Origin of the sequence: Cupriavidus sp. DF5525, assembly GCF_040149425.2 — a bacterium.
GTDB lineage: Bacteria > Pseudomonadota > Gammaproteobacteria > Burkholderiales > Burkholderiaceae > Cupriavidus > Cupriavidus pickettii_A.
Map to the genome: position 1 here is coordinate 594,919 of NZ_CP168266.1, position 18,713 is coordinate 613,631.

At 59.0% G+C, this 18,713-nt stretch carries 14 protein-coding genes and 3 pseudogenes; 7 read left to right on the forward strand and 10 right to left on the reverse strand.

From position 1 onward, the window contains the following. Positions 1-21 precede the first annotated feature (21 nt). From ABNX08_RS23935 to ABNX08_RS23945, 3 genes are read right to left on the reverse strand one after another with little or no spacing between them, the layout of a single operon-like run. Entirely contained in the window at positions 22-1,077 is a 1,056-nt protein-coding gene (locus tag ABNX08_RS23935) for a carbon-nitrogen hydrolase family protein (protein WP_349604482.1), read from the reverse strand. Between the two features lie 21 nt (positions 1,078-1,098). After that, the gene (locus ABNX08_RS23940) at positions 1,099-2,952 is read right to left on the reverse strand and encodes a cation acetate symporter (RefSeq protein ID WP_349604480.1); all 1,854 of its coding nucleotides are present in this window, start codon (positions 2,950-2,952) and stop codon (positions 1,099-1,101) included. A 9-nt stretch (positions 2,953-2,961) separates the two neighbouring features. Continuing rightward, a complete protein-coding gene (locus ABNX08_RS23945) occupies positions 2,962-3,312 on the reverse strand; it encodes a DUF485 domain-containing protein (RefSeq protein ID WP_349604478.1) in 351 nt (116 codons plus the stop codon). 262 nt (positions 3,313-3,574) lie between these two features. Here ABNX08_RS23945 and ABNX08_RS23950 point away from each other — a divergent pair, with 262 nt between their 5' ends. Then, positions 3,575-4,498 (forward strand): LysR family transcriptional regulator, encoded by a 924-nt coding sequence (locus tag ABNX08_RS23950; protein WP_349604477.1) that lies wholly within the window; start codon positions 3,575-3,577, stop codon positions 4,496-4,498. 1,169 nt (positions 4,499-5,667) lie between these two features. Here the strand turns inward: ABNX08_RS23950 and ABNX08_RS23955 are convergent. The 6 genes and pseudogenes from ABNX08_RS23955 to aspA all read right to left on the reverse strand — a co-directional run bounded on the left by ABNX08_RS23955 (position 5,668) and on the right by aspA (position 11,539). Beyond that, the gene (locus tag ABNX08_RS23955) at positions 5,668-6,210 is read right to left on the reverse strand and encodes a phasin family protein (RefSeq protein WP_022538183.1); all 543 of its coding nucleotides are present in this window, start codon (positions 6,208-6,210) and stop codon (positions 5,668-5,670) included. Between the two features lie 296 nt (positions 6,211-6,506). Further along, a pseudogene (locus tag ABNX08_RS23960) lies at positions 6,507-6,578 on the reverse strand (integrase); the annotation flags it as partial. A 140-nt stretch (positions 6,579-6,718) separates the two neighbouring features. Next, entirely contained in the window at positions 6,719-7,168 is a 450-nt protein-coding gene (locus ABNX08_RS23965) for a serine hydrolase (RefSeq protein ID WP_022538184.1), read from the reverse strand. A gap of 67 nt (positions 7,169-7,235) precedes the next feature. Beyond that, positions 7,236-8,672, reverse strand: a complete 1,437-nt coding sequence (locus ABNX08_RS23970; RefSeq protein WP_349604475.1) for an amino acid racemase — start codon at positions 8,670-8,672, stop codon at positions 7,236-7,238. A 68-nt stretch (positions 8,673-8,740) separates the two neighbouring features. Next, positions 8,741-10,051 (reverse strand): dicarboxylate/amino acid:cation symporter, encoded by a 1,311-nt coding sequence (locus ABNX08_RS23975; RefSeq protein ID WP_022538187.1) that lies wholly within the window; start codon positions 10,049-10,051, stop codon positions 8,741-8,743. Positions 10,052-10,105: 54 nt separating this feature from the next. Then, complete coding sequence (aspA, locus tag ABNX08_RS23980) at positions 10,106-11,539, reverse strand: aspartate ammonia-lyase (protein WP_349604472.1); 1,434 nt, start codon at positions 11,537-11,539, stop codon at positions 10,106-10,108. Positions 11,540-11,782: 243 nt separating this feature from the next. On the opposite strand from aspA, the gene ABNX08_RS23985 reads away from it, so the two are divergent. The 6 genes and pseudogenes from ABNX08_RS23985 (at position 11,783) to ABNX08_RS24010 (ending at position 16,469) form a co-directional block, all read left to right on the forward strand. After that, on the forward strand, positions 11,783-12,697 hold the full coding sequence (locus tag ABNX08_RS23985) for a LysR substrate-binding domain-containing protein (RefSeq protein WP_022538189.1): 915 nt from the start codon (positions 11,783-11,785) through the stop codon (positions 12,695-12,697). 803 nt (positions 12,698-13,500) lie between these two features. After that, positions 13,501-13,737: pseudogene (gene hfq, locus ABNX08_RS23990) on the forward strand (RNA chaperone Hfq); the annotation flags it as partial. Positions 13,738-13,881: 144 nt separating this feature from the next. After that, positions 13,882-14,409 (forward strand): annotated as a pseudogene (locus ABNX08_RS23995) (ISKra4 family transposase); the annotation flags it as partial. Between the two features lie 116 nt (positions 14,410-14,525). Next, positions 14,526-14,780: a type II toxin-antitoxin system Phd/YefM family antitoxin gene (locus ABNX08_RS24000; RefSeq protein ID WP_022538192.1), complete on the forward strand. Its 255-nt coding sequence runs from the start codon at positions 14,526-14,528 to the stop codon at positions 14,778-14,780. Further along, positions 14,777-15,205: a type II toxin-antitoxin system VapC family toxin gene (locus ABNX08_RS24005; RefSeq protein ID WP_349604499.1), complete on the forward strand. Its 429-nt coding sequence runs from the start codon at positions 14,777-14,779 to the stop codon at positions 15,203-15,205. The genes ABNX08_RS24000 and ABNX08_RS24005 overlap by 4 nt, the downstream gene beginning before the upstream one ends. Before the next feature lie 127 nt (positions 15,206-15,332). Beyond that, the gene (locus tag ABNX08_RS24010; protein WP_349604469.1) at positions 15,333-16,469 is read left to right on the forward strand and encodes an H-NS family nucleoid-associated regulatory protein; all 1,137 of its coding nucleotides are present in this window, start codon (positions 15,333-15,335) and stop codon (positions 16,467-16,469) included. An 818-nt stretch (positions 16,470-17,287) separates the two neighbouring features. On the opposite strand, the gene ABNX08_RS24015 is transcribed toward ABNX08_RS24010, so the two are convergent. After that, positions 17,288-18,427, reverse strand: coding sequence for a porin (locus ABNX08_RS24015; RefSeq protein WP_022538195.1), 1,140 nt, complete (start codon positions 18,425-18,427; stop codon positions 17,288-17,290). Positions 18,428-18,713: the final 286 nt, after the last annotated feature.

An 18,713-nucleotide genomic window follows, 5' to 3' on the forward strand; every position in this document is an offset into this window, starting at 1 on the left:
TCGCTGATTCTCGAAAATCAGTTAGGCTATATCGGCAGACGCTGCCTCTTCGGTGCCGGCTCGCTCAACGCTCGGTTGTGCCTGACCGGTGACCGTTGCCTCGGGTAAGAACTTCGCTGGTGTGAGGCGCCGACGGTCGATTTCGACGTTGAATACGTCGAAGCGATTGTAATAACCTACTATGTCGTGGAACTGTTTGGGTTCGACGCAGGCGTTGATGTCGAACGTCGCGTAGGCGATTCCTTCTTCTGTTTGCAACGTGTCGCCGATAACTGCGCCAGTTGGGTCCAGGAACTGCGTTGCCGCGCGAGGCGTGTTCTCCAGTACTTCAATGGCCTGGAGATCGCCACTAGTGGCGAGGGCCTCGTACATGGTCTTGTCCATGAAGCCGGCATTGAGGATGCCAAATGCCTTTGCTTCGAACGAGTGGCCGCCGGCTCGGATGCGATTTGCTGCCAGATTGTCAAAGTTCTGACCTGAACCGGGCATCCGGGTCGGCCAGATGGCTGGCCATGCGGAGATATGAATCTGCTCGCCCTGTGCTGCAAGAGCGTATCGTGCGAGGGGGTTGGTGTTTTCACCGCAGATCAGCGCACCGATGCGTCCAATGCGAGTGTTGCTCACCCGAAGTCCATGGCCGTCGCCAGGTGCCCACACCATCTTTTCATAGAAGGTCGGTACAAGCTTGCGATGGTGATTGAGGATTGAGCCGTCGTCCCCAATGAGGACGTTGGAGTTCCAGATGCAACCCACGCTGACCTCAGTGCTCTCGCTAAACCCCATGGATACAAACACGCCGTTGCGCCGGGCGGCAGCTTGAATCTGCGCGATTTCCGGGCCATCGGCGAGGATGCTGTTTGACACCATGAGGCGGAACCAGTCGTGGTTGTAGATGGGTGCCCAAAGTGCCGCCCACACGGGGAATCCCGGGATGTAGGACTCAGGAAACACAACAAGTTCTGCTCCGCGGCGAGCCGCCTCGTCGATAAACGATATCGCCTTCGACACCGTTGCAGCGGCATTCATGTAGACGGGCGCTCCATGCACAGCAGCGACTTTGACAATGGGGAGAGTCATGGTGGATCCTTTCCAAGAAGATTAATGCGCCACGGCTTCAGCGGCGCCGATGCCAGTTTCACGTCGAACGGAAAGCTCAGCCCAACGCGATTCAGACAAATGGCTGCGGCTAAGCAGGGAAAACAGGAAGACAAGAAGGAAGCCAAATGGGATGGAGATGATCCCTGGGTTGCGCAGTTTGATGAGTGGCCTGTGCAGACCCACAATGCTGCGCGCATCGTCCGAAATGCTCGCTGCGGTAGATTGCGCAATCACACGCTGGGCTTCCAGCTTTTGTCGGACATCGCTATCCTGAGCGTCTGAAATTTGCTTCGAGAGCGTTGCGACAGTCTTCATGGCCGCCTCCTTCTGTAGCAGCGGATAGGTCATATTGGGTGATATCAACACCAGGCCGATAGATAGGATCGTGCCACCCAGCACTCCGGCTACGACGCCCGCGGTACTGCAGCGGGGCCAGTACAGCGTGCAGATCAGGGCGGGAAGGTTGGCGGACGCAGCGACCGCGTATCCCAAACCAACAAGCTGTGCGACGTTCTGGCCCTTGGCAGCGATCCCGGCTCCCACAGAGATGACCGCCATCAGTAGCGTGGCTATGCGGGCAGCCGTGACTTGCTCGCGTTCGGTTGCAACGCCATTCTTGATGGCTCCAACATAGACGTCGTGTGCGAGCGACGAGGCGGCCGCCAATGTCAAGCCTGCGACCACCGCCACAATGGTGGCGAATGACACGGCTGCAACGATGGCCAGCATAAAGTTGCCGAGCAGATTGTCGGGGCCACCGCCCAAGAATTGCGCCAGCATCGGGGCGGCAAGATTGCCTCCCTTGTCCATCGCCAAGATGGCTTTCGGCCCCACGTTTAGCGCCGCAGAGAATCCGATGACAACAATCAGAAGGTGGCACAGGCCAATGGCGAACATCGCGTACAGCGCGGATTTCCGTGCTGCCTTCGCGTTGGGTACCGTAAAGAAGCGCATCAGAATGTGCGGCATTGCGGCTGTCCCGAGCACGAGTGCCAGGCCAAGAGAAACTTGCTCGAGGGGGTTCTTCAGATACAAGCCGGGCGCGAGCAAGCGCTGACCGGCATCGGCCACGCTCAGCGGCGACGTTCCTGCAACAAGCCCTTGAACGTGTTGCTGGATAGAGACATTAGAGATGACCCCGCTGAAGAAGGCTTCGATGTTAAATCCGTAGGGCATCCAGGAGAGGATGACGAGGATTAGGCAGAAGGTGATCAGAAGCACTGCCTTGAGAACCTGCACCGAAGTGGTTGCCCGCATGCCGCCAAACAGGACGTACATCAGCATCAGGGTACCGACCGCCGTCACCGAGAGCTCATAGGGGATACCAATTAGCGCACGTACAATTACGGCGCCCCCAACAATTTGCGGCACCATATAGAAGAGCGCGACGAGGATGCTGGATACGGCGACCACCAGCTTGGTTGCTCGGAAGTTGTTGCGGAACGCGAGTACGTCCCCAAGGGTGAACTTCCCGAGATTTCGGCAGGGCTCAGCAATAAGGATGAGTACCGGAATGAACGATACAAAGAAGCCCACCACGTAGCTGATGCCATCCAGACCGTAGAGCGCAATAAGTCCGGAGACACCCAGAAATGCCGCTGCAGAGAGATAGTCGCCTGCAATGGCGAGCCCGTTCATTCGCGCACCGATACCTCCGCCAGCGGTGTAGAAGTCGCTGGCCGTGGAATTACGTCGGGCAGCGATCCACGTAATTCCGAGTGTGAGCAGGAACAGCACGGCGAAGACGCCGAAGGTTAGCCCGCGGTTGTCGGCGCTCACCAGCGTTGGGTTGTCCGCTAGCGCGGCACTACTGGCAACGGCAAACGGTACCGCATAGAAGATTCGTTTTGTCATGGCAGCCTCTCAGGCAATGGTGCGTTGTGCAACAGAGGCATTGACCGTCGACTTGCCTGGCTTGGCGTCGGTCGTGAGAGACGCAGCCATTGCGTCAAGACGCCGAAGTTGAATCGCGTAGCGCCATGCAATGGCGCCGCCGATGAAGTACTGCGCCACGTTGTACCAAAGGCCTAGCGTGGTGGACGGCGTGACCTTGATAAGAAGGAGTTGAGGTGCAAACGTCGACACCAGCGGCAGTGAGAAGAAGAACGCCATGCTGATGACAAATAGCCGGACAACAACACGCCGACGCTGGCGAACAAGCGCGCCAAAATCCGGATGGTTGAAGAGCATGTGGCAATCGGTTTGTTTGGACATAACGAACCTCAACGGTTGGGATGAGCGCCTCGCAGTCCAAGGGTACGGATGCAAGGCGCGGAGAGGGGCTGGGGGGGGCTGCTGCAAGCGAAGATTAGAGATGGCCGCATGATGTGAAAAGCCGAACTTCTGCGCGGCGCCTTGCAAATATGCAAGGCGCCGTTTGCCCTTATCTGGGGCGGGTTGCACAGGGAAAGTGCCTATAGGGTTTCCCCTAAAACCGCAGTTATCCTTGCAAAAACCCTGTCGTGACTTTCGCGCTATGTCTCAAATCAATCCGAACTGGAATGACCTGAAAATCTTCCTTGAGGTGGCACGTTCCGGGACCCTTGGGGGCGCCGCGCGCCGCATCAAGTGCGACCAGTCGACGATTAGTCGGCACATTAGTCGCTTGGAGGAGGCGATCAACGCACCGGTCTTCGAGCGAGACAACCAGGGGCTGCACATTACAGCTCGTGGTCAAGCGTTGCTCGAGTACGTCGAAGCCATGGAATCCAACGTGGTGGCGCTTGGAGAATTCTTGGGAGGCTCCCATAAGGAGCCGTCCGGAACGGTCAGAGTTGGCACCATGGAAGGGATCGCCTCTCTGTACCTGGCCGGCGAGTTCGTGAAATTCTCGGGTCGATTCCAGAAGATCGCAGTGGAGCTGGTCACGACCACTCAACAGATGCATGTGAACCAGCGGGAGGCAGATGTGTTTCTGAGCTTCTTTCCTCCAGATGGCAAGTCCTTGGATGTCGTTCCCATCGGCGCTTTCCCGCTGCACCTCTACGCATCTTCGGACTACCTGTCCAAACATGGCACTCCGGAAAACCCAGCCGACTTGCCTGACCACCAGTTCTCTACGTACGTTGATGACTTGATTCAGCTCGACACTGTGAGGTGGCTGGACGAGGCCATCACCAGGCCCAAAGTCGGCTTTCAATCGTCAAGCATGATTGCCCAAATGTTCGCTGCGGTCGCCGGAGCCGGCATCGTGATGCTCCCTTCCTTCGCCAAGGCGGAGCGCTTTGGCTTGGTGAAGATTCTTGATGGACAGGTAAAGGTGAGCAGAACGATATGGATGACCGTCCATCGAGACCTGCAGTACTTGCCTCGCATCAAGGCAGTTACAAGATTTTTGCAGGAGACGATCTCGCGAGACTATCCACTCCCGCGCAGCGCGCAGATCCGTACCGGAGGGTGAAGGGAACTGGCGCGCGCGGACGTCGAAGACAGGGATGCGCATGGGCCGCAACCACGAGCAGGGTCACCTGTTAAAGACGAAAATTCCTTCAGCGACCATCCGTCTGTTGGGCGCGTGTGCCCAAGTGCCGGCCATCCTCCAACGACATGCTTGACGGCCTCGTTGACCAGGCGGGTCACATCAAGAATCTGGTTGAAGCCGCCTTCTTCCTTCCGGTGAACTTGGCCCGGGCCCGAGCGCCAGATTCCACACGGAGCTGCCAGCCAATAGGCGCAGCCCGGTGCAAGCGAGAGGCGTCGGCGCCGAGTTGCTGTTTAACCTCTGCGGTAACATCCGCCCCCGTTTGCAGGAATGTATCGACGACTATAGGGGAGGTTTGTGCACCCTTGGGGTGGGATCTGGACGCTGAGGCCAGCCCCGGAGACCGCCCGCAACTCCAGCGAGCGAGCGAGCCGCCTGCCGGCGCGCAATCTCGATGGCTCGGAGGAAGCAGTCTTCCGCCCGCGTGGTGGCTTCGCTGGCCTCGCCGTCCCAGTTCGCTTCCATGCGTCAGCTTTCCCTTGACGCGGTGCACCTCGGCTTCGTACAAGCGCTCCCCACTCTGCTCCGTCACGGCGAGTCGCCTCGGCTAGCGACGCAAGTCCCGTCGCTGCTTGTCCGGCACTTCCGCAGGCTTCGGCCAACAGTGTCAGGAAGCGGGTGCGCATGAGTTCGGCACCGGTGGCTCGGTAGGCGTCTGGGCCCTGTCGTATGAGGTCGACCCCTGCTCAGCCAGCGTCCAGCCCGCCAGGATGGTGCCGAAAGCCAGCCCATACGGTAGCCCATAGTCCGTGGCGATCGACTATTGGCTTGAGCGCATTCGCTGCGAATTTGCCTGGTTGGAGATGCCTGGGTATCGTCGTCGCGCGGCAGACATTGATCCGAGCAACGCTCGGATGGCATTCCCGTTCATCCGCCACGTTGGTGCGCAAGATGAGGCCAGCGTCAACGCACGTGGCTAGAGCGCTGCTGTCATCCCAATGAGTTAGGCTTTAGCACAAAGCTCCTGCAGTTGAACGACCGTTCCTGATGCCAATTCGGTCAACGAGTATCTCGAGACGGATGTCTCAAAGTGGCCGGGAACGGCCATCGCCCCTAGCCAGCGAGTGCTTGGCCGCAAGTCTCGCTCCTCAGGTCTCGGAATCTTCGGCAGTGGCCGATTCTGATTCGACATCAACGTCAGCGAGGGTGACATTCGCAAGCTCAGCCGTTTCCTGCGTGACTTGCTGAACTGATATGTAAGCGGTCTGGGCGGCGTGGATGGCCGACTTCACGATGGCCATTGTCGACTCCGAAGCAACCGGGGCGGATTCTGAGACTTTCGCAAAGAAGGCCTGCAACTTCTCTGCGTTGGCAGCCTGGACCGCTTCGATGAACGCAGAGAAATCAAGCTGGGCGCCGCCAGAAATCTCGGAAAGTTGGCGGATGTAGCTCACGAATTTCTCGTGCGCCGGCTTGAGGGTCTCCTCCTGGAGCGCCAGGATATCCTGAATAGTCGTTGCTGATAGCGCCCTCAACGAAGCATTGGCGCCGTCAGCGATATGGGCCTTACTCGTTTGCAGGTTCAGCACGGCAAGCCGCTCAAGACTCTCGAACACCTTAAGCGTTAGACCGTATAGGGTTTCCAGGCTGGCACGATGCGCGGCGGCGATTTGGTCAGACGTGAGGAACATCTGCGTCTCCTTTGTCGCTATCATTTTTAGAGGATTTACTCTAACTCCGAATGATGACAGCGCGGTGACCAATCGGCTCGGGGTTTACGCCATGAGACTCATCCAGGCAAGGAGTCTGGGGCGGCGAACGGAATCTCAGCCTTGCTCCCAGGCGATGGATGACCGCTCAGTCGATAGCGGCTTTTCGCCCTTGGCTGGCGAATGGCGGCTCGTCGGCCGATTCTGTCATCGGATTAACGAGCCGTACTTGGCAGATGCCTAGCCGACGAGCGGCCCGCTCGCCGGCTATCGGATTGTCACACTTCAGTTTGCTCCGCCATTTCGAGAGCATCGTCTATTTCAATGCCGAGGTATCGAACCGTGCTTCCAGTTTGGCGCGTCCCACCAGTCCAGCCTGCCCATTGGGCGGCACCATGCGCAATTCTGCTAGAAACTGCCTCGCCAGCACGCTTCGGCTTCGTCCCGCTCAGTGCGTCGCGGCGTCGCGGCGAGCCACGTTTTCCTCATGTCAATGCTCCAAAGCAGGCTCCGCAACGCCTGACACGCTATTCGCATCGCTTCCTGCCATCGCAATCACCAACCCTGCGAGTTCGCTGCATAAGGCATTTGCATCGTCGATCATGGGCTTCAAGGTATCACTTCCAGCTTGCATGGTCGCTTCATCGCCGGCCACGATCGCAATGTCAGCGCTACGTACGCTCACCAATTGCTCCCACCTGATTGACCGCTTACTCAGCGCATCCAGCACGATATAGGCAGTCATCAGCTTGGTCAGAGATGCCGGCTGCAGTCGTTCATCCGCATTCTTCTCCAACAGCACGTGGTGGGATTTTCCGTCCAGGAGAATGTAGGCGCGAGCGGCAATGCGCGGAGGTTCAGCCGCGCTAAGGTTCTGACTGAATACACCAAAAAATGTGAGCGACAGGCCGATGCGCCGAAGCAATCGTGAAAAGGACATCAGGAGACTTCAATTGCAGGATGGACGAATAAGGACGTACCTGCCATCGTGACGATGGCAGGTACGATCAGCCAGATCGCGCAAGCTGGACGCAACGCTTTGCGAGCACGTCCGTAGGGTCGACCAGAGAGACAGTTTGCGTGCTTCCAATCTCGAATTGATCCGTTTGGGCAAATATCAACGGGAGCTCGGTACAGCCGAGAATCTGCACCCTGGCGCCTTTGCCGTGCAGGTGAGCGATCGCAGCGCGTAGCAACTCAGCGCAATGGCCTTGCGTATGCCCAGCCTTGACGCCTTCAGCGCCGTAGATGGCATCCATGACCATCTGCTGGATCTCTGGCGCTGGCGTGATGAGTTCCAGGTGGCCCGCGGCTGCTTCGTGATAGACGCGACTTTCCACGGTTCCTGATGTCGCAAGCAGGCCAACCTTCGCGCCTTTGCCGTACTTGTCGACGATATGCAGGACCGTCTCCGTCAGCATATTGACGATCGGTATGGAAAGGTGAGGCTGGATACGCTCGACATATGCGTGCGCCGTATTGCATGGAATCGCAATCGCGTTCGCGCCTTCGGACTCCAGCCGCTTGCACGTTGCGAAGAGGGCAACCGTCGGGTCGGCCTCCTGGTACAGGAGGTTTGCCGTACGGTCGGGTATTTGAGGGTTTTGCTCAACGACCATCTTGATATGGTCCTGATCCTTCGCCGCGGTGGTGTTCTTTACGACTTTCCCCATGAAGTCGACCGTGGCAGCAGGCCCGACGCCACCGACGATGCCCAGCTTGAACGCGAGATTGACCTGCCCATCCGCCAGGGCCGTGGCATAGTCTGCATAGACCTGGTTCACGTCGACGAACGCGATGCCGCGCCGCTGCACGGCGGCAGCCACGAGGGAGAGTTCGGTCATGCCAGGGACAATCAGCTCCGCGCCAAGTTCGAGCAGTTCCTGGCAGGCTTGGAAAATCCGCTCCAGGGCGAGACCTTCCGTATTGCCGGACCTGATACCCCCAGGACCATAAATGGCGTCCATTAAACTGGCCTGCGCTGCGTCGGAAGGATACACAATCTCAAAATCACGGCCGAAGCTATCATCGAATAGGCGCGACTGACGTACGAAGTCCGAAGCAAGAACGCCAATTTTTCCACCGCGGGGTATGGCGTCATTCAGCGTCGGCACCAACGCATCGAGCATATTGACGAGGCGCACCGACAGCTCCGCCTGAAGCTCTTCACGGAAGGTGTGGGACGCAAAGCAAGGCATGAGCACCGCATCGACCTTCCTGCTTTCGAAGGACTGGCAAGTCTTAAAGACGTAGAGCTTGCGGCTTGTCATGCTCGCATCGCGCGTCAGTGGCGTCGCTACATCGCGAAACGGATGCTGCTCGAACAGGAAGTGGTACCGGCCCTGGTCGGCCATGACTGTGCGGCTCTTGACCAGCTTGAGAAAGAGGTCAGCGCCGGCCAGTGCGCCGAGCCCGCCAATGATTCCGAACGTGAGCTGTTGCATGCTTGTGAGATAGCGATGGTTGCCGGAGGCAGAAGGCGATCCTGCCTCCTTTGCGTCCCTGTGAAAGTTTAGCCGGCTGACGTACCAGGGGTGCGTTGCGCGGTGTAAGTACCGTGCGCTTCACCTGGCACCACTGCCTCAGCGGGTACGGGCGAAATCTCGTTTTCCAGCTTGGCCACTACGGCGGTAGCAACGCTGTTACCGACGACGTTGGTAGCCGTGCGGCCCATGTCGAAGAATTGGTCGATGCCGATAATCAGCAGCAGGCCGGCCTCCGGCAGATTGAACATGGGAAGCGTAGCGGCCACGACCACCAGTGACGCGCGTGCGACCCCGGCCATCCCCTTGCTGGTCACCATCAGGACCAGCAGAATCGTCAACTGCTGCATCAGCGTCAGCTCGATGTTGTATGCCTGCGCAATGAACATCACCGCAAAGGCCTGGTACATCATCGAACCGTCCAGGTTGAACGAATAGCCCAGCGGCAGGACGAAGCTCGAGACGCGCTTGGATACGCCAAACCGCTCGAGCGCCGTGATGGTCTTCGGATAGGCGGACTCGCTGCTGGCCGTCGAGAATGCCAGCAGGATCGGCTCACGGATCAGGCTCGCGAGCTTGCCGGTGCTGCGGCCCAGGAACAGGAACCCAATGCCGAACAGGATGGCCCACAGGATGGCGAGGCCGAGATAGAACTCGCCCACCAGCTTGCCGTAGCTGGCCAGCACGCCGATGCCCTCTACCGTAATGGATGCTGCCATGGCGGCAAAGACGCCTACGGGAGCGAAACGCATCACGCAATCAGTAATGCGGAACATTACCTTTGTCAGTTCTTCGATGCCGCTGGCGATGGTGGACTTGCCGCTGCCCTTCACAAACGCCAGCGCCGAGCCAAAGAACAGGGAGAACACGAGAATCTGCAGAATCTCGTTGTTGGCCATGGCCTCGAAGATGCTCTTCGGGAACACATGGGTGAAGAATCCCTTGAGGCTGAAATCCCCCGTCTTCAGGTTGGTGGCCGCGCCCACGTCAGGCAATGCGAGGTTCAGATTGGCACCGGGCTGGAAGAGATTTACCAACAGCATGCCGAGCGCCAGCGAGATGGCCGAGGCCGAGACAAACCAGATCATGGCCTTCAGGCCGATCCGGCCCACTGCGCCGCCATCTGCCATGCTGGCCAGGCCGCCAACGAGGGTGGCGAAAACCAGAGGGGCAATGATCATCTTGATCATGCGCAGGAAGATGTCAGTCACGATACCGAAGTAACCAGCAATCTCCTTGGCCGCCTGGGCGTCTTTCGCCAGGTGATGGCACAGCCAGCCGACGGCGATGCCCGCCACCATTGCGACCACGATTTGCGTGGTCAATTTTTTTGTATTCACTGTTTCCTCCACCTGCTGATGGTGTTGCCAGAAATTCTGACGATTCCTGATGCCTTATTGGTTGAGTGCAACCGGTGCACGTGGCGCAGTCAGGACCTCGGGGCGCAGGATCTCCGCCAGCGCTGCTGCCGAGAGAAGTCCGCGTTCGAGAACGATGTCAGCGACCTTGCGTCCGGTTTCCAGGGCTTCCCGTGCAACTTCCGTTGAATTGGCGTAGCCGATGTAGGGATTCAACGCGGTCACCAGGACGATCGAGCGGTCCAGCATCTCGCGCATATGCTCGGGATTTGCCGTAATCCCACGCACGCACTTTTCATCCAGCGTGGCGCATGCCTGAGTCAGGTGGCTGATGCTGCGGAACAGCGAATAGGCAATGACCGGCTCGAAGGCGTTGAGCTGCAGTTGCCCGGCCTCGGCGGCCATGGTGATGGTCATGTCGTTGCCAATCACTTCGAAGGCCACCTGGTTCATGACTTCCGGAATCACCGGATTGACCTTGCCCGGCATGATGCTCGAGCCGGCCTGGACGGGAGGCAGGTTGATTTCGCCGAATCCCGCGCGGGGGCCGCTCGACAGCAGGCGCAAGTCGTTGCACACCTTGGAAAGCTTGACGGCGATGCGCTTGAGAACGCCCGACAATTGCACAAACGCGCCACAGTCTTGCGTCGCCTCGATCAGGTAGGGGGCCGTATGCAACGGCAGACCGCTGATGGTGCAGAGGTGCTGACAAACGCGAACTGCATATTCCGGGTGTGCATTGATGCCGGTACCAATTGCGGTCGCGCCGAGGTTGATCTCGCTGATCAGTGGGAGCGCCTCGGCCAGTCGTTGGCGATCCTCGTTGAGCATGACCGCGTACGTGGCGAATTCCTGGCCAAGCGTCATCGGCACGGCATCCTGCAACTGCGTACGGCCGACTTTCAGCATGGTGCGGAATTCTGTCGCCTTGCGTTTGAACGACGCTTCCAGAAGCGACATCTGGTCCAGCAGCCGGAGCGCACTGCGATAAGTCGCAACCTTCAAGGCGGTCGGGTAGACGTCATTGGTCGATTGACTCATGTTGACGTGTTCGTTGGGGTGCAGAACCTCGTACTCCCCACGCTGGTGACCGAGCAGTTCCAGCGCCTTGTTGCAGACGACCTCGTTGGCGTTCATATTCGTCGAGGTCCCGGCGCCACCCTGGATGAGATCCACCGCAAACTGTTCAGCGTGCTGACCTGTGCGGATCGCCTTGCAGGCGTCGACGATGGCTTGGCAGCGCGCGTCATCGAGCAGGCCGAGGTCCCGGTTCGTGAGTGCGGCTGCCTCCTTGATGTCGACCAGGGCGACAATCAGTTCGAGATACTTCGAAATCGGGTCGCCCGAAATCGGGAAATTCTCCAGCGCCCGCAGGGTATGGATGCCGTAGTACGCGTCTGCTGGCACCTCGCGGTAGCCCAGCAAATCGTGCTCGCGTCGCGTCCCCTTGAAAATCTCTTGCTTGCTCATCGCGTTCCTCATCAGTGCGCCTGATTGGCGCAACCGGATTCTAGGAGCGCAAGGAAACCGAGCTGATGAGGATGTACACTAAAAGTATTCCATACTGGAATACTTTTCATAAGTTTAGTCTGGAGCACTTTTGTGCCGGCGTAAAGCGAAGTTCACGGCGCTTTTTTTGCACAGCACCGGCGATGCTCGGGTTTACCATGGCGACAACATCGAATAAACCAGGCGGCACGTCGAGGGGCGCAATTGCAACTGAAGTGGATAGAGGATCTCCTGGCAATCGAGCAGACCAAAAGTTTTTCCCGGGCGGCCGAATTGCGATTCGTCACCCAGTCGGCGCTTTCTCGGCGGGTCAAATCGCTCGAGGACTGGGTCGGGGTTGAGCTGGTCGACCGTGGAACCTATCCGGTCGAACTGACCACGGCCGGCCGTCGGTTTTGTGAGCAGAGCAAGGAGTCAGTTGGCGCGCTGACCGAGATTCGCTCAGCGCTGCGGCAGGAGGCCAGGATGCCTGGACGCTCCATCCAGATCACTGCCGGGCACACCCTGTCACTGACCTTCCTGCCCAAATGGCTGAAGCAGTTTCACCAGCGTTCCGGGGATTTCAATGCCCGCGTCGTCGCAGCCAATGTTCACGACGCCGTCATCGCCCTTGCCGAGGGCAGTTGCGATCTGATGATTGGGTACCACCATCCGCTCGTCCCCATGCAACTGGACGAGGACAAATTTGTGAGCCTGACCTTGGGACAGGAAGCGTTTATCCCCGTTTCTGCGCCGAACGGTCGTGGCGCACCAATGTTTGCACTGCCTGGCTCTGCAACTGCCCCTCTGCCATACCTCGCTTACACGGCGACTACCTTTATGGGACGGGTGGTCGACGTGATCCTGAATAGCGTGGATACCTCCTACCATTTCCGCGCCTGCTACGAAACAGACATGGCGATGCTGCTGATGAAAATGGTTGTCGAGGGATACGGGGTTGCCTGGCTTCCGTTCAGTGCCGTCAGCGAGGAGATCGACGCAGGCCGGCTTGTCCGCGCCGGCGGCGACGAGTGGAGCGCGCAACTGGAGATTCGGTCCTATCGTGCAATATCCAACACGAACCCCACTATGCAAGACCTGTGGAAGTCGTTGGAAGATTCCGTTTACCGAGGCGCATAAGAAGTGCCGCGTGGGTGAGTCGAGGATAGCAGCCAAGCTCTTGTTGCCGATCAGGCAGCGCACTTAACCGCAATCGTAGGCGTCCCTGTTCAGTTGGAACGGCCGTTACTGATTTGCGGAACGGCCGTAGGCGCTGCCTGAAACGACCGTCTCAAGCTCGGTGTCGTTCGGGTCATCGACAATCCGAGACCGGCTTGACTCAAACTGGCCGGCTAATGCCGTTACGCTTCCCCTTCACGGGCGCCAGCTGTGTTGAGCGGGAGCGTAACGCTGGCGTTTCCGGGCCACGGCAATAGGGCACGATAACGTTGCCTTATCGCAGCGTCGCTATGCGAAGGGACCTGCAGGCGGTTGGTAATCTTGTATCCGAGACAGCCGCGTGCCGAAGGCAAGGGCACGTAGCCGGAAGCTAGAACTACAGCCGTTGATGCGCAGTTAGCCGCGGTAGCGGTGGCGCATCGGCACCGATACCCAAAATGTTGGGGATTGCTTGGAGATTATGCTTGGTGTGGAGGAGAGGCGATATCACCCAGCCTGGTTGCCAGGTCGGGTAGCAGCCAATCGCGGGGGATTGGGATGATGATGGTCGCCGGGGTCGCCACCGCAGCGGCCGTGGGGTCTGAAGCCGCCACCGCGGCTCGCAGGCGATAGAATGTAGGAATCAAATCGCAATGCGCAATTCCGCCGAGAGAGCGGCTTATTGCGCATTTCACGTGACGTAGGAGCAGATCGGGCTCATGCGCGAGCACCAATATTGTGCTCCGTGGCTTACGCAACGCTCCATATGCCTACATTTTTCTCCAATGCAGCTTGAAGACCCCAATCCGCAGAACGGCTTTCTGAACGCAGCGCGAAAAGAGCGAAAGCGTGTCCAAGTGTATCTTGTCAATGGTATCCGGCTAATCGGGTCAATCGAGTCATTCGATCAGTTTGTCGTGATGCTCAGCACGCCTGGCGGTATGCAGGCTATTTACAAGCGAGCCATATCGACTATTCAATTGGATACCGGGGCACATCAATCAGGCCCTGGCACACGTCCGACACGCGTGCCCTCCGATAACGACACCACTGCTCCCACTGTGGTCATGAGAAAGCGGCGTCCGATGCCGGCTGGTGGGGGAGGGGAGTAGTTCTTCGCTGCGACACGCTTAAGAGGATGGTGTGTCCATATCCAGAGTTTGACCGCCCAGCTCGGTTTTGGTGACCGCGGTGAGTACGTTCTCGATTGGTTCCACATCGCCATGCGGGTACAGAACCTCGAACAGATGATCAAGGGCCGGCCGGCACACTGCGACGGCCCGACCAACGCGGCATTGATCAAGGCGCTGCATAGCTCCAAGTGGCCCCTGTGGCACGGCTGCCCCTATCCGGCGTTGCGCCGACTAAAAAGCCTGGGCTGGGATCTGGATGCTGAGGCCAGCCCCGAGGAGGCCAAACTCCTTGGCAAGCTCGAGGAGTTCATTGTCTACCTGGACAACAACCGGCACCTCATCGTGAACTACGGTGACCGCTATCGGCATGGAGAGCCCATTGCCTCAGGTTTTGTCGAGTCGGCCGTCAACCAGGTGGTCAGCAAGCGATTCGTCAAACGGCAGCAGATGGCCTGGCAGCCTCGGCACGCGCACAACCTGCTTCAAATCCGGACGGCCGTGCTCAATAACCAACTCCGGTCTTACGTTGACCGATGGTATCCGTCCATCGCCGGAGAATAAGAACACCGCCTTGCCGCTTAGTCAGCCCCCGGTTTGGCGCGGTCTCCTATGGGCCCTTGCAAGCTATAGGTTCGTGTAGTAACGTAACTACATCGTCGGTCTGCAGGGGGCTAAAAGTGCACATCACAACTCTATCCAGTCGAGAGCTGAACCAGGATGTAACTCGCGCCAAGAAGGCCACGAAGGACGGCCCCGTTTTCATTACTGATCGAGGCCGACCTTCTCACGTCCTGTTGAGCATCGAGGAATATCAGCGACTCACTGGTAGTCAGCAAAAGATTGCTGACCTGCTGGCCATGCCGGAAGCCGAGGATATTGATCTCGATATCCCCCATCATGCTGAACTTGCTCGACCGGCGGACCTCGACTGATGTTCATCCTAGACACTAACGTCGTCTCCGAACTGCGCAAGGCTCGACATGGAAAAGCTGATTTCCACGTCGTTCAATGGGCCGACAGCGTCGCCGCTGCCGATTTGTTCGTGTCGGCTATCACGATCCACGAACTGGAAATAGGCGTTCTGCTGGCCGAGCGTCGTGATCCGCCGAAGGGAGCGGTTCTACGAGCCTGGCTCGATAACCACGTCCTACCAGCGTTTGCGGGACGCATCTTGCCAATTGATACGGCAGTTGCGCAGAGGAGTGCGAGGTTGCATGTCCCGGACCCGCAGCCGCTGCGGGATGGCCTAATTGCTGCCACCGCGCTGGTGCACGGAATGACAGTCGCAACACGAAACGTTTCAGATTTCGTCGCTTCACGGGTCGCGCTGCTCAATCCCTGGACGTGGGAACCATAGCGGTAAGCCTCGTGGCGCGCGCTACGCGATCCGGGCCTTCCGTCATTGGTTGTGGGATGGTCGACCGCAGGTCTGACGACGCCGTTGACGAGAGCCGCTAGAATGCTTCAGCGCATCCGCACCTGCAGTGACTTCGACGAAGGAGAACAAATTGGCCCCAGAGCAAGCGGTTGAACCACTTGTCGCGCAGGATGCGACGGACGTTCCCGGTCAGATGGAGGTTCCCAGCGCTGACGTGGCGTCCGACGCGAACCCCGTCATTGGTCAGGCCAGTAGCGAAGGCGGCGGTGTTGGAAGCATTGATACTCAGGCCCGACGCCTGGACTTCTGGACGACCAGCCGGAATAGCAGCGCCAAGGCGACGGTGTCATATCGGCGCCGACGGACTTACGCAAGCCCGGAAGCCCCGACTGAAGCGCCGACCCAGGAAGAACCGATTGAAGCTGCCGCCCCGCAAGCGCTGGTCGAGTATGGCGCTGCTGAGGCACCGATTGAAGCGATGCGGTCGGTAGCGCCGACTGAAGCGTTGACCGCCGAAGCTCCGGTTGAGGCCGCGGCGGCGGTAGAGTCGATTGAACCTGACGTCCAGGGCGAGTTACCTGAAGCTCAAGCCTCGATAGAGCCGCTTGAAGCCCTGGCCCCGGAAGCATCCACTGAAGAGAAACGACCACGGAAGCGCCGACAGACGTCGAAAGCGCTGACAGAACCTGCCGCCCCGGCAGCAACGACTGAAGAGCGGAGACCACGGAAGCGCCAACAGAAGCCGAAAGCGTCGACTGAAGTTGCCGCTCCGGAAGCTCCGACTGAAGGGACGCGAACCCGGAAGCGCGGACAGAAGCTGAAAACGCTGGCTGAAGCCGTCGCTTCGGAAGCAACGACTGAAGTGACGCAAACCCGGAAGCGCCTACAGAAGCGGGAAGCGCCTGCCGAAACGCAAAGCACACCTAAACCCGTAACCTCTCGTGAACTGCTCGCACAACTGGCATCCGTCGATGCGCAAATTGAGCAGTTGTGGGCTGCGGAGGTGCCAAAGGTGGTGGAGGAGATTCAGCAGTTGATGCAGGAGTACGACCTGAGCATTGACGACATTGCAGGCAAGCCAAGCGTTGGGCGCGCTGCGGGTGCGGTTCCAACTAAGAAAAAGGCTGCGCCCCTTCCGAAGTACCGCAATCCCAAAACGGGGCAGACCTGGTCGGGTCGTGGTAGGGCTCCGGCATGGATTGGCACGAAGCCCCAGCGTTTTCTGATTGATCTCCACGACTGAAGGTCGCGTTGTCGGGTGCGGCCGGTCCGCACTCATTCAGACATCGGGGCTGGCTCTTTTTCTTGTGTGCCCTCGGCGACCGGCGCGGCTACTCGCTCTTGTGCGCCTACTTCCGCTTGGTTTTGTTTGAGCGCAGCATTGAATGTCGGTGCGGCTCGCTGACATGCCGGCGCGCATGAACGCTCTCCCTGACCACGCCGTGTGCCAGGTCTAGTTCGCGTTTCTCCGAAGTGGGCGATGCACCCTAGCACGCGGGCTTGCCCAATTGGAGCAGCCCCGTGGGACGATCGATGCCGGAGATGGTTGGCTTGCCGAACAAGCCGTGGGCCACGAGGTGCTGGCCGCGTGGCTTGCCAAACCCCTGTGGTTCTGTGAGGATTTCCCCGCACTCCCGAGGAGTTGAGGGTTGGCCGGGATTCGACGATAACGCGCAGTTATCGGCAAAGGATGGCTCGTCGGCCTCCGCGGGTGGACAATGGTGCAGGCTAAGACGGCTGCTGTCCGAGCACCGGTTCGGTGGCGGCGTCGGCGTCGGCAAGCCTCCTGTCGGCGGCAATTTTTTCGGCGACCTCTCTCTCGCCTTGCGCCGAGCGGGACATTTCGCGAGCTTGATCGCCAAGGGGAACCAAGGGCGCGCGCCTGCTCAGGCGCGCCAGGCCCGGTAAAATCAAAGCCAAAAACTGAGGCGAATATCAGGGAAAAACAGCACGCCGACGATTGCCGCGATGATCATACAGTCACGCAGAACTGCGTCATCCTACCAATGGCAAAAAGCGTCCCCGTCTCACGGAGATAGCGGGGACGAAAGAGCATCTCTATCAGAAATTATGGCGGATGCCGACTGCGGCGCCGAACATTGAACTCTGACCGGTGCCGAGGAAGTATCCGTTGATAAAGCTGACTGCGGACGTGTCGAAGTTCAGGCCTGCATTCTTTGAATATGCGGTCGTCAGATAGACGTCAGTCCGCTTGGAAAGACGGTAGTCGGCGATGAACGAGATCTGCCAAGGATTTTTCATACTCCTATCGCCAAACTTCTTGATGTCGTCGTAGTAGTAGCCCAGGGTCAACTCAATTCCCTGAGTGAGGTTGTAGTTGGCGCCCGCCCAGTAGAAGTCATCACGCAAAACCGTTGAGCCATCGGCACCCCTGCTCTGACCCCAGCGGTAGCCAGCCATCAGCTTGGCGCGCCCGTCGAAGCTGTAGCTTGCGGCGACGGCGGCTTTCTTAAATCTACCAGTGTCGCCCGCCGTGGTCAGCGTTGGGTTGTACTGGTTGTACCCCACGGTTGCGGAAAAGGGGCCAGAATCGTACGTCAATGCGGCGCCATAGCCGGTGTCGCGACGAAACTGCCCCGGGACTTCGCCATTGCCGAGGAACCCGTTGCCAAACGACCAGTTGGCGCTCGCAGTCAGGGGGCCGAATACCCCGGTGTACTTCAATGTGTTGTCAGAGCGGAAGTCCATGCCGATCTGTGCCACGATCGGTTCATACTGCGTTGAGAAGGCTGTCGGCGAGAAGTTCGCCAACGCGTCGAACCAGCTTATGTACTGGCGACCAAAGGTGAAGGTACCAATCCCCTTGTCATCGAAGCCGACAAAGGCCTGGCGGCCAAACAGGCGCCCCCCTTGCTGCATCATGCCATTATCCAGGGCGAAGCCGCCTTCCAGCACGAAGATTGCGTTCAGGCCGCCACCGAGCTCTTCGGTTCCCCGCATGCCAAAGCGCGAGCCCGACAACCCACCCGAATTCAGGCGGTAGACGCTCGTACCAGGACCCGTGCTGAATCCGTTTTCAGCGGACGGCGTCACGGTCGAGAAGTGATTGACATACTCGAGGTTTGCGTCGACCCCTCCATACAGCAACACACCGGATTGAGCCTGCGCAGCGCCACAGGCGAGCCACGCGCCCAGCGTCAGCGCGGCACTGCGGCATTTGATCCCATACGTCGATTTCATTCCTGTCTCCCTTTCGTGGTCAAGTCTTCTGGCATGAGGGGTGCCCCTATGGGCGCGTTTATCCATTCGTCCCTTTTCGTGTCAATACGGGCGCGGTTTGGACGGAACTGCTACTGAGAGGGCAAGAGCCGCACGGGCCAGCGGTCCATGTACTACGCCGGAAGGTCCGTGCAAGCGGGAACACCGCGACGCGTGAATGCCTGCCGACGCACCACAACAGCGTGCTGTCAGCGGTCAGCCCAAGTGACCTCACGCGCTTCGAGGGCGAGCAGACCCAGCCGGTCAT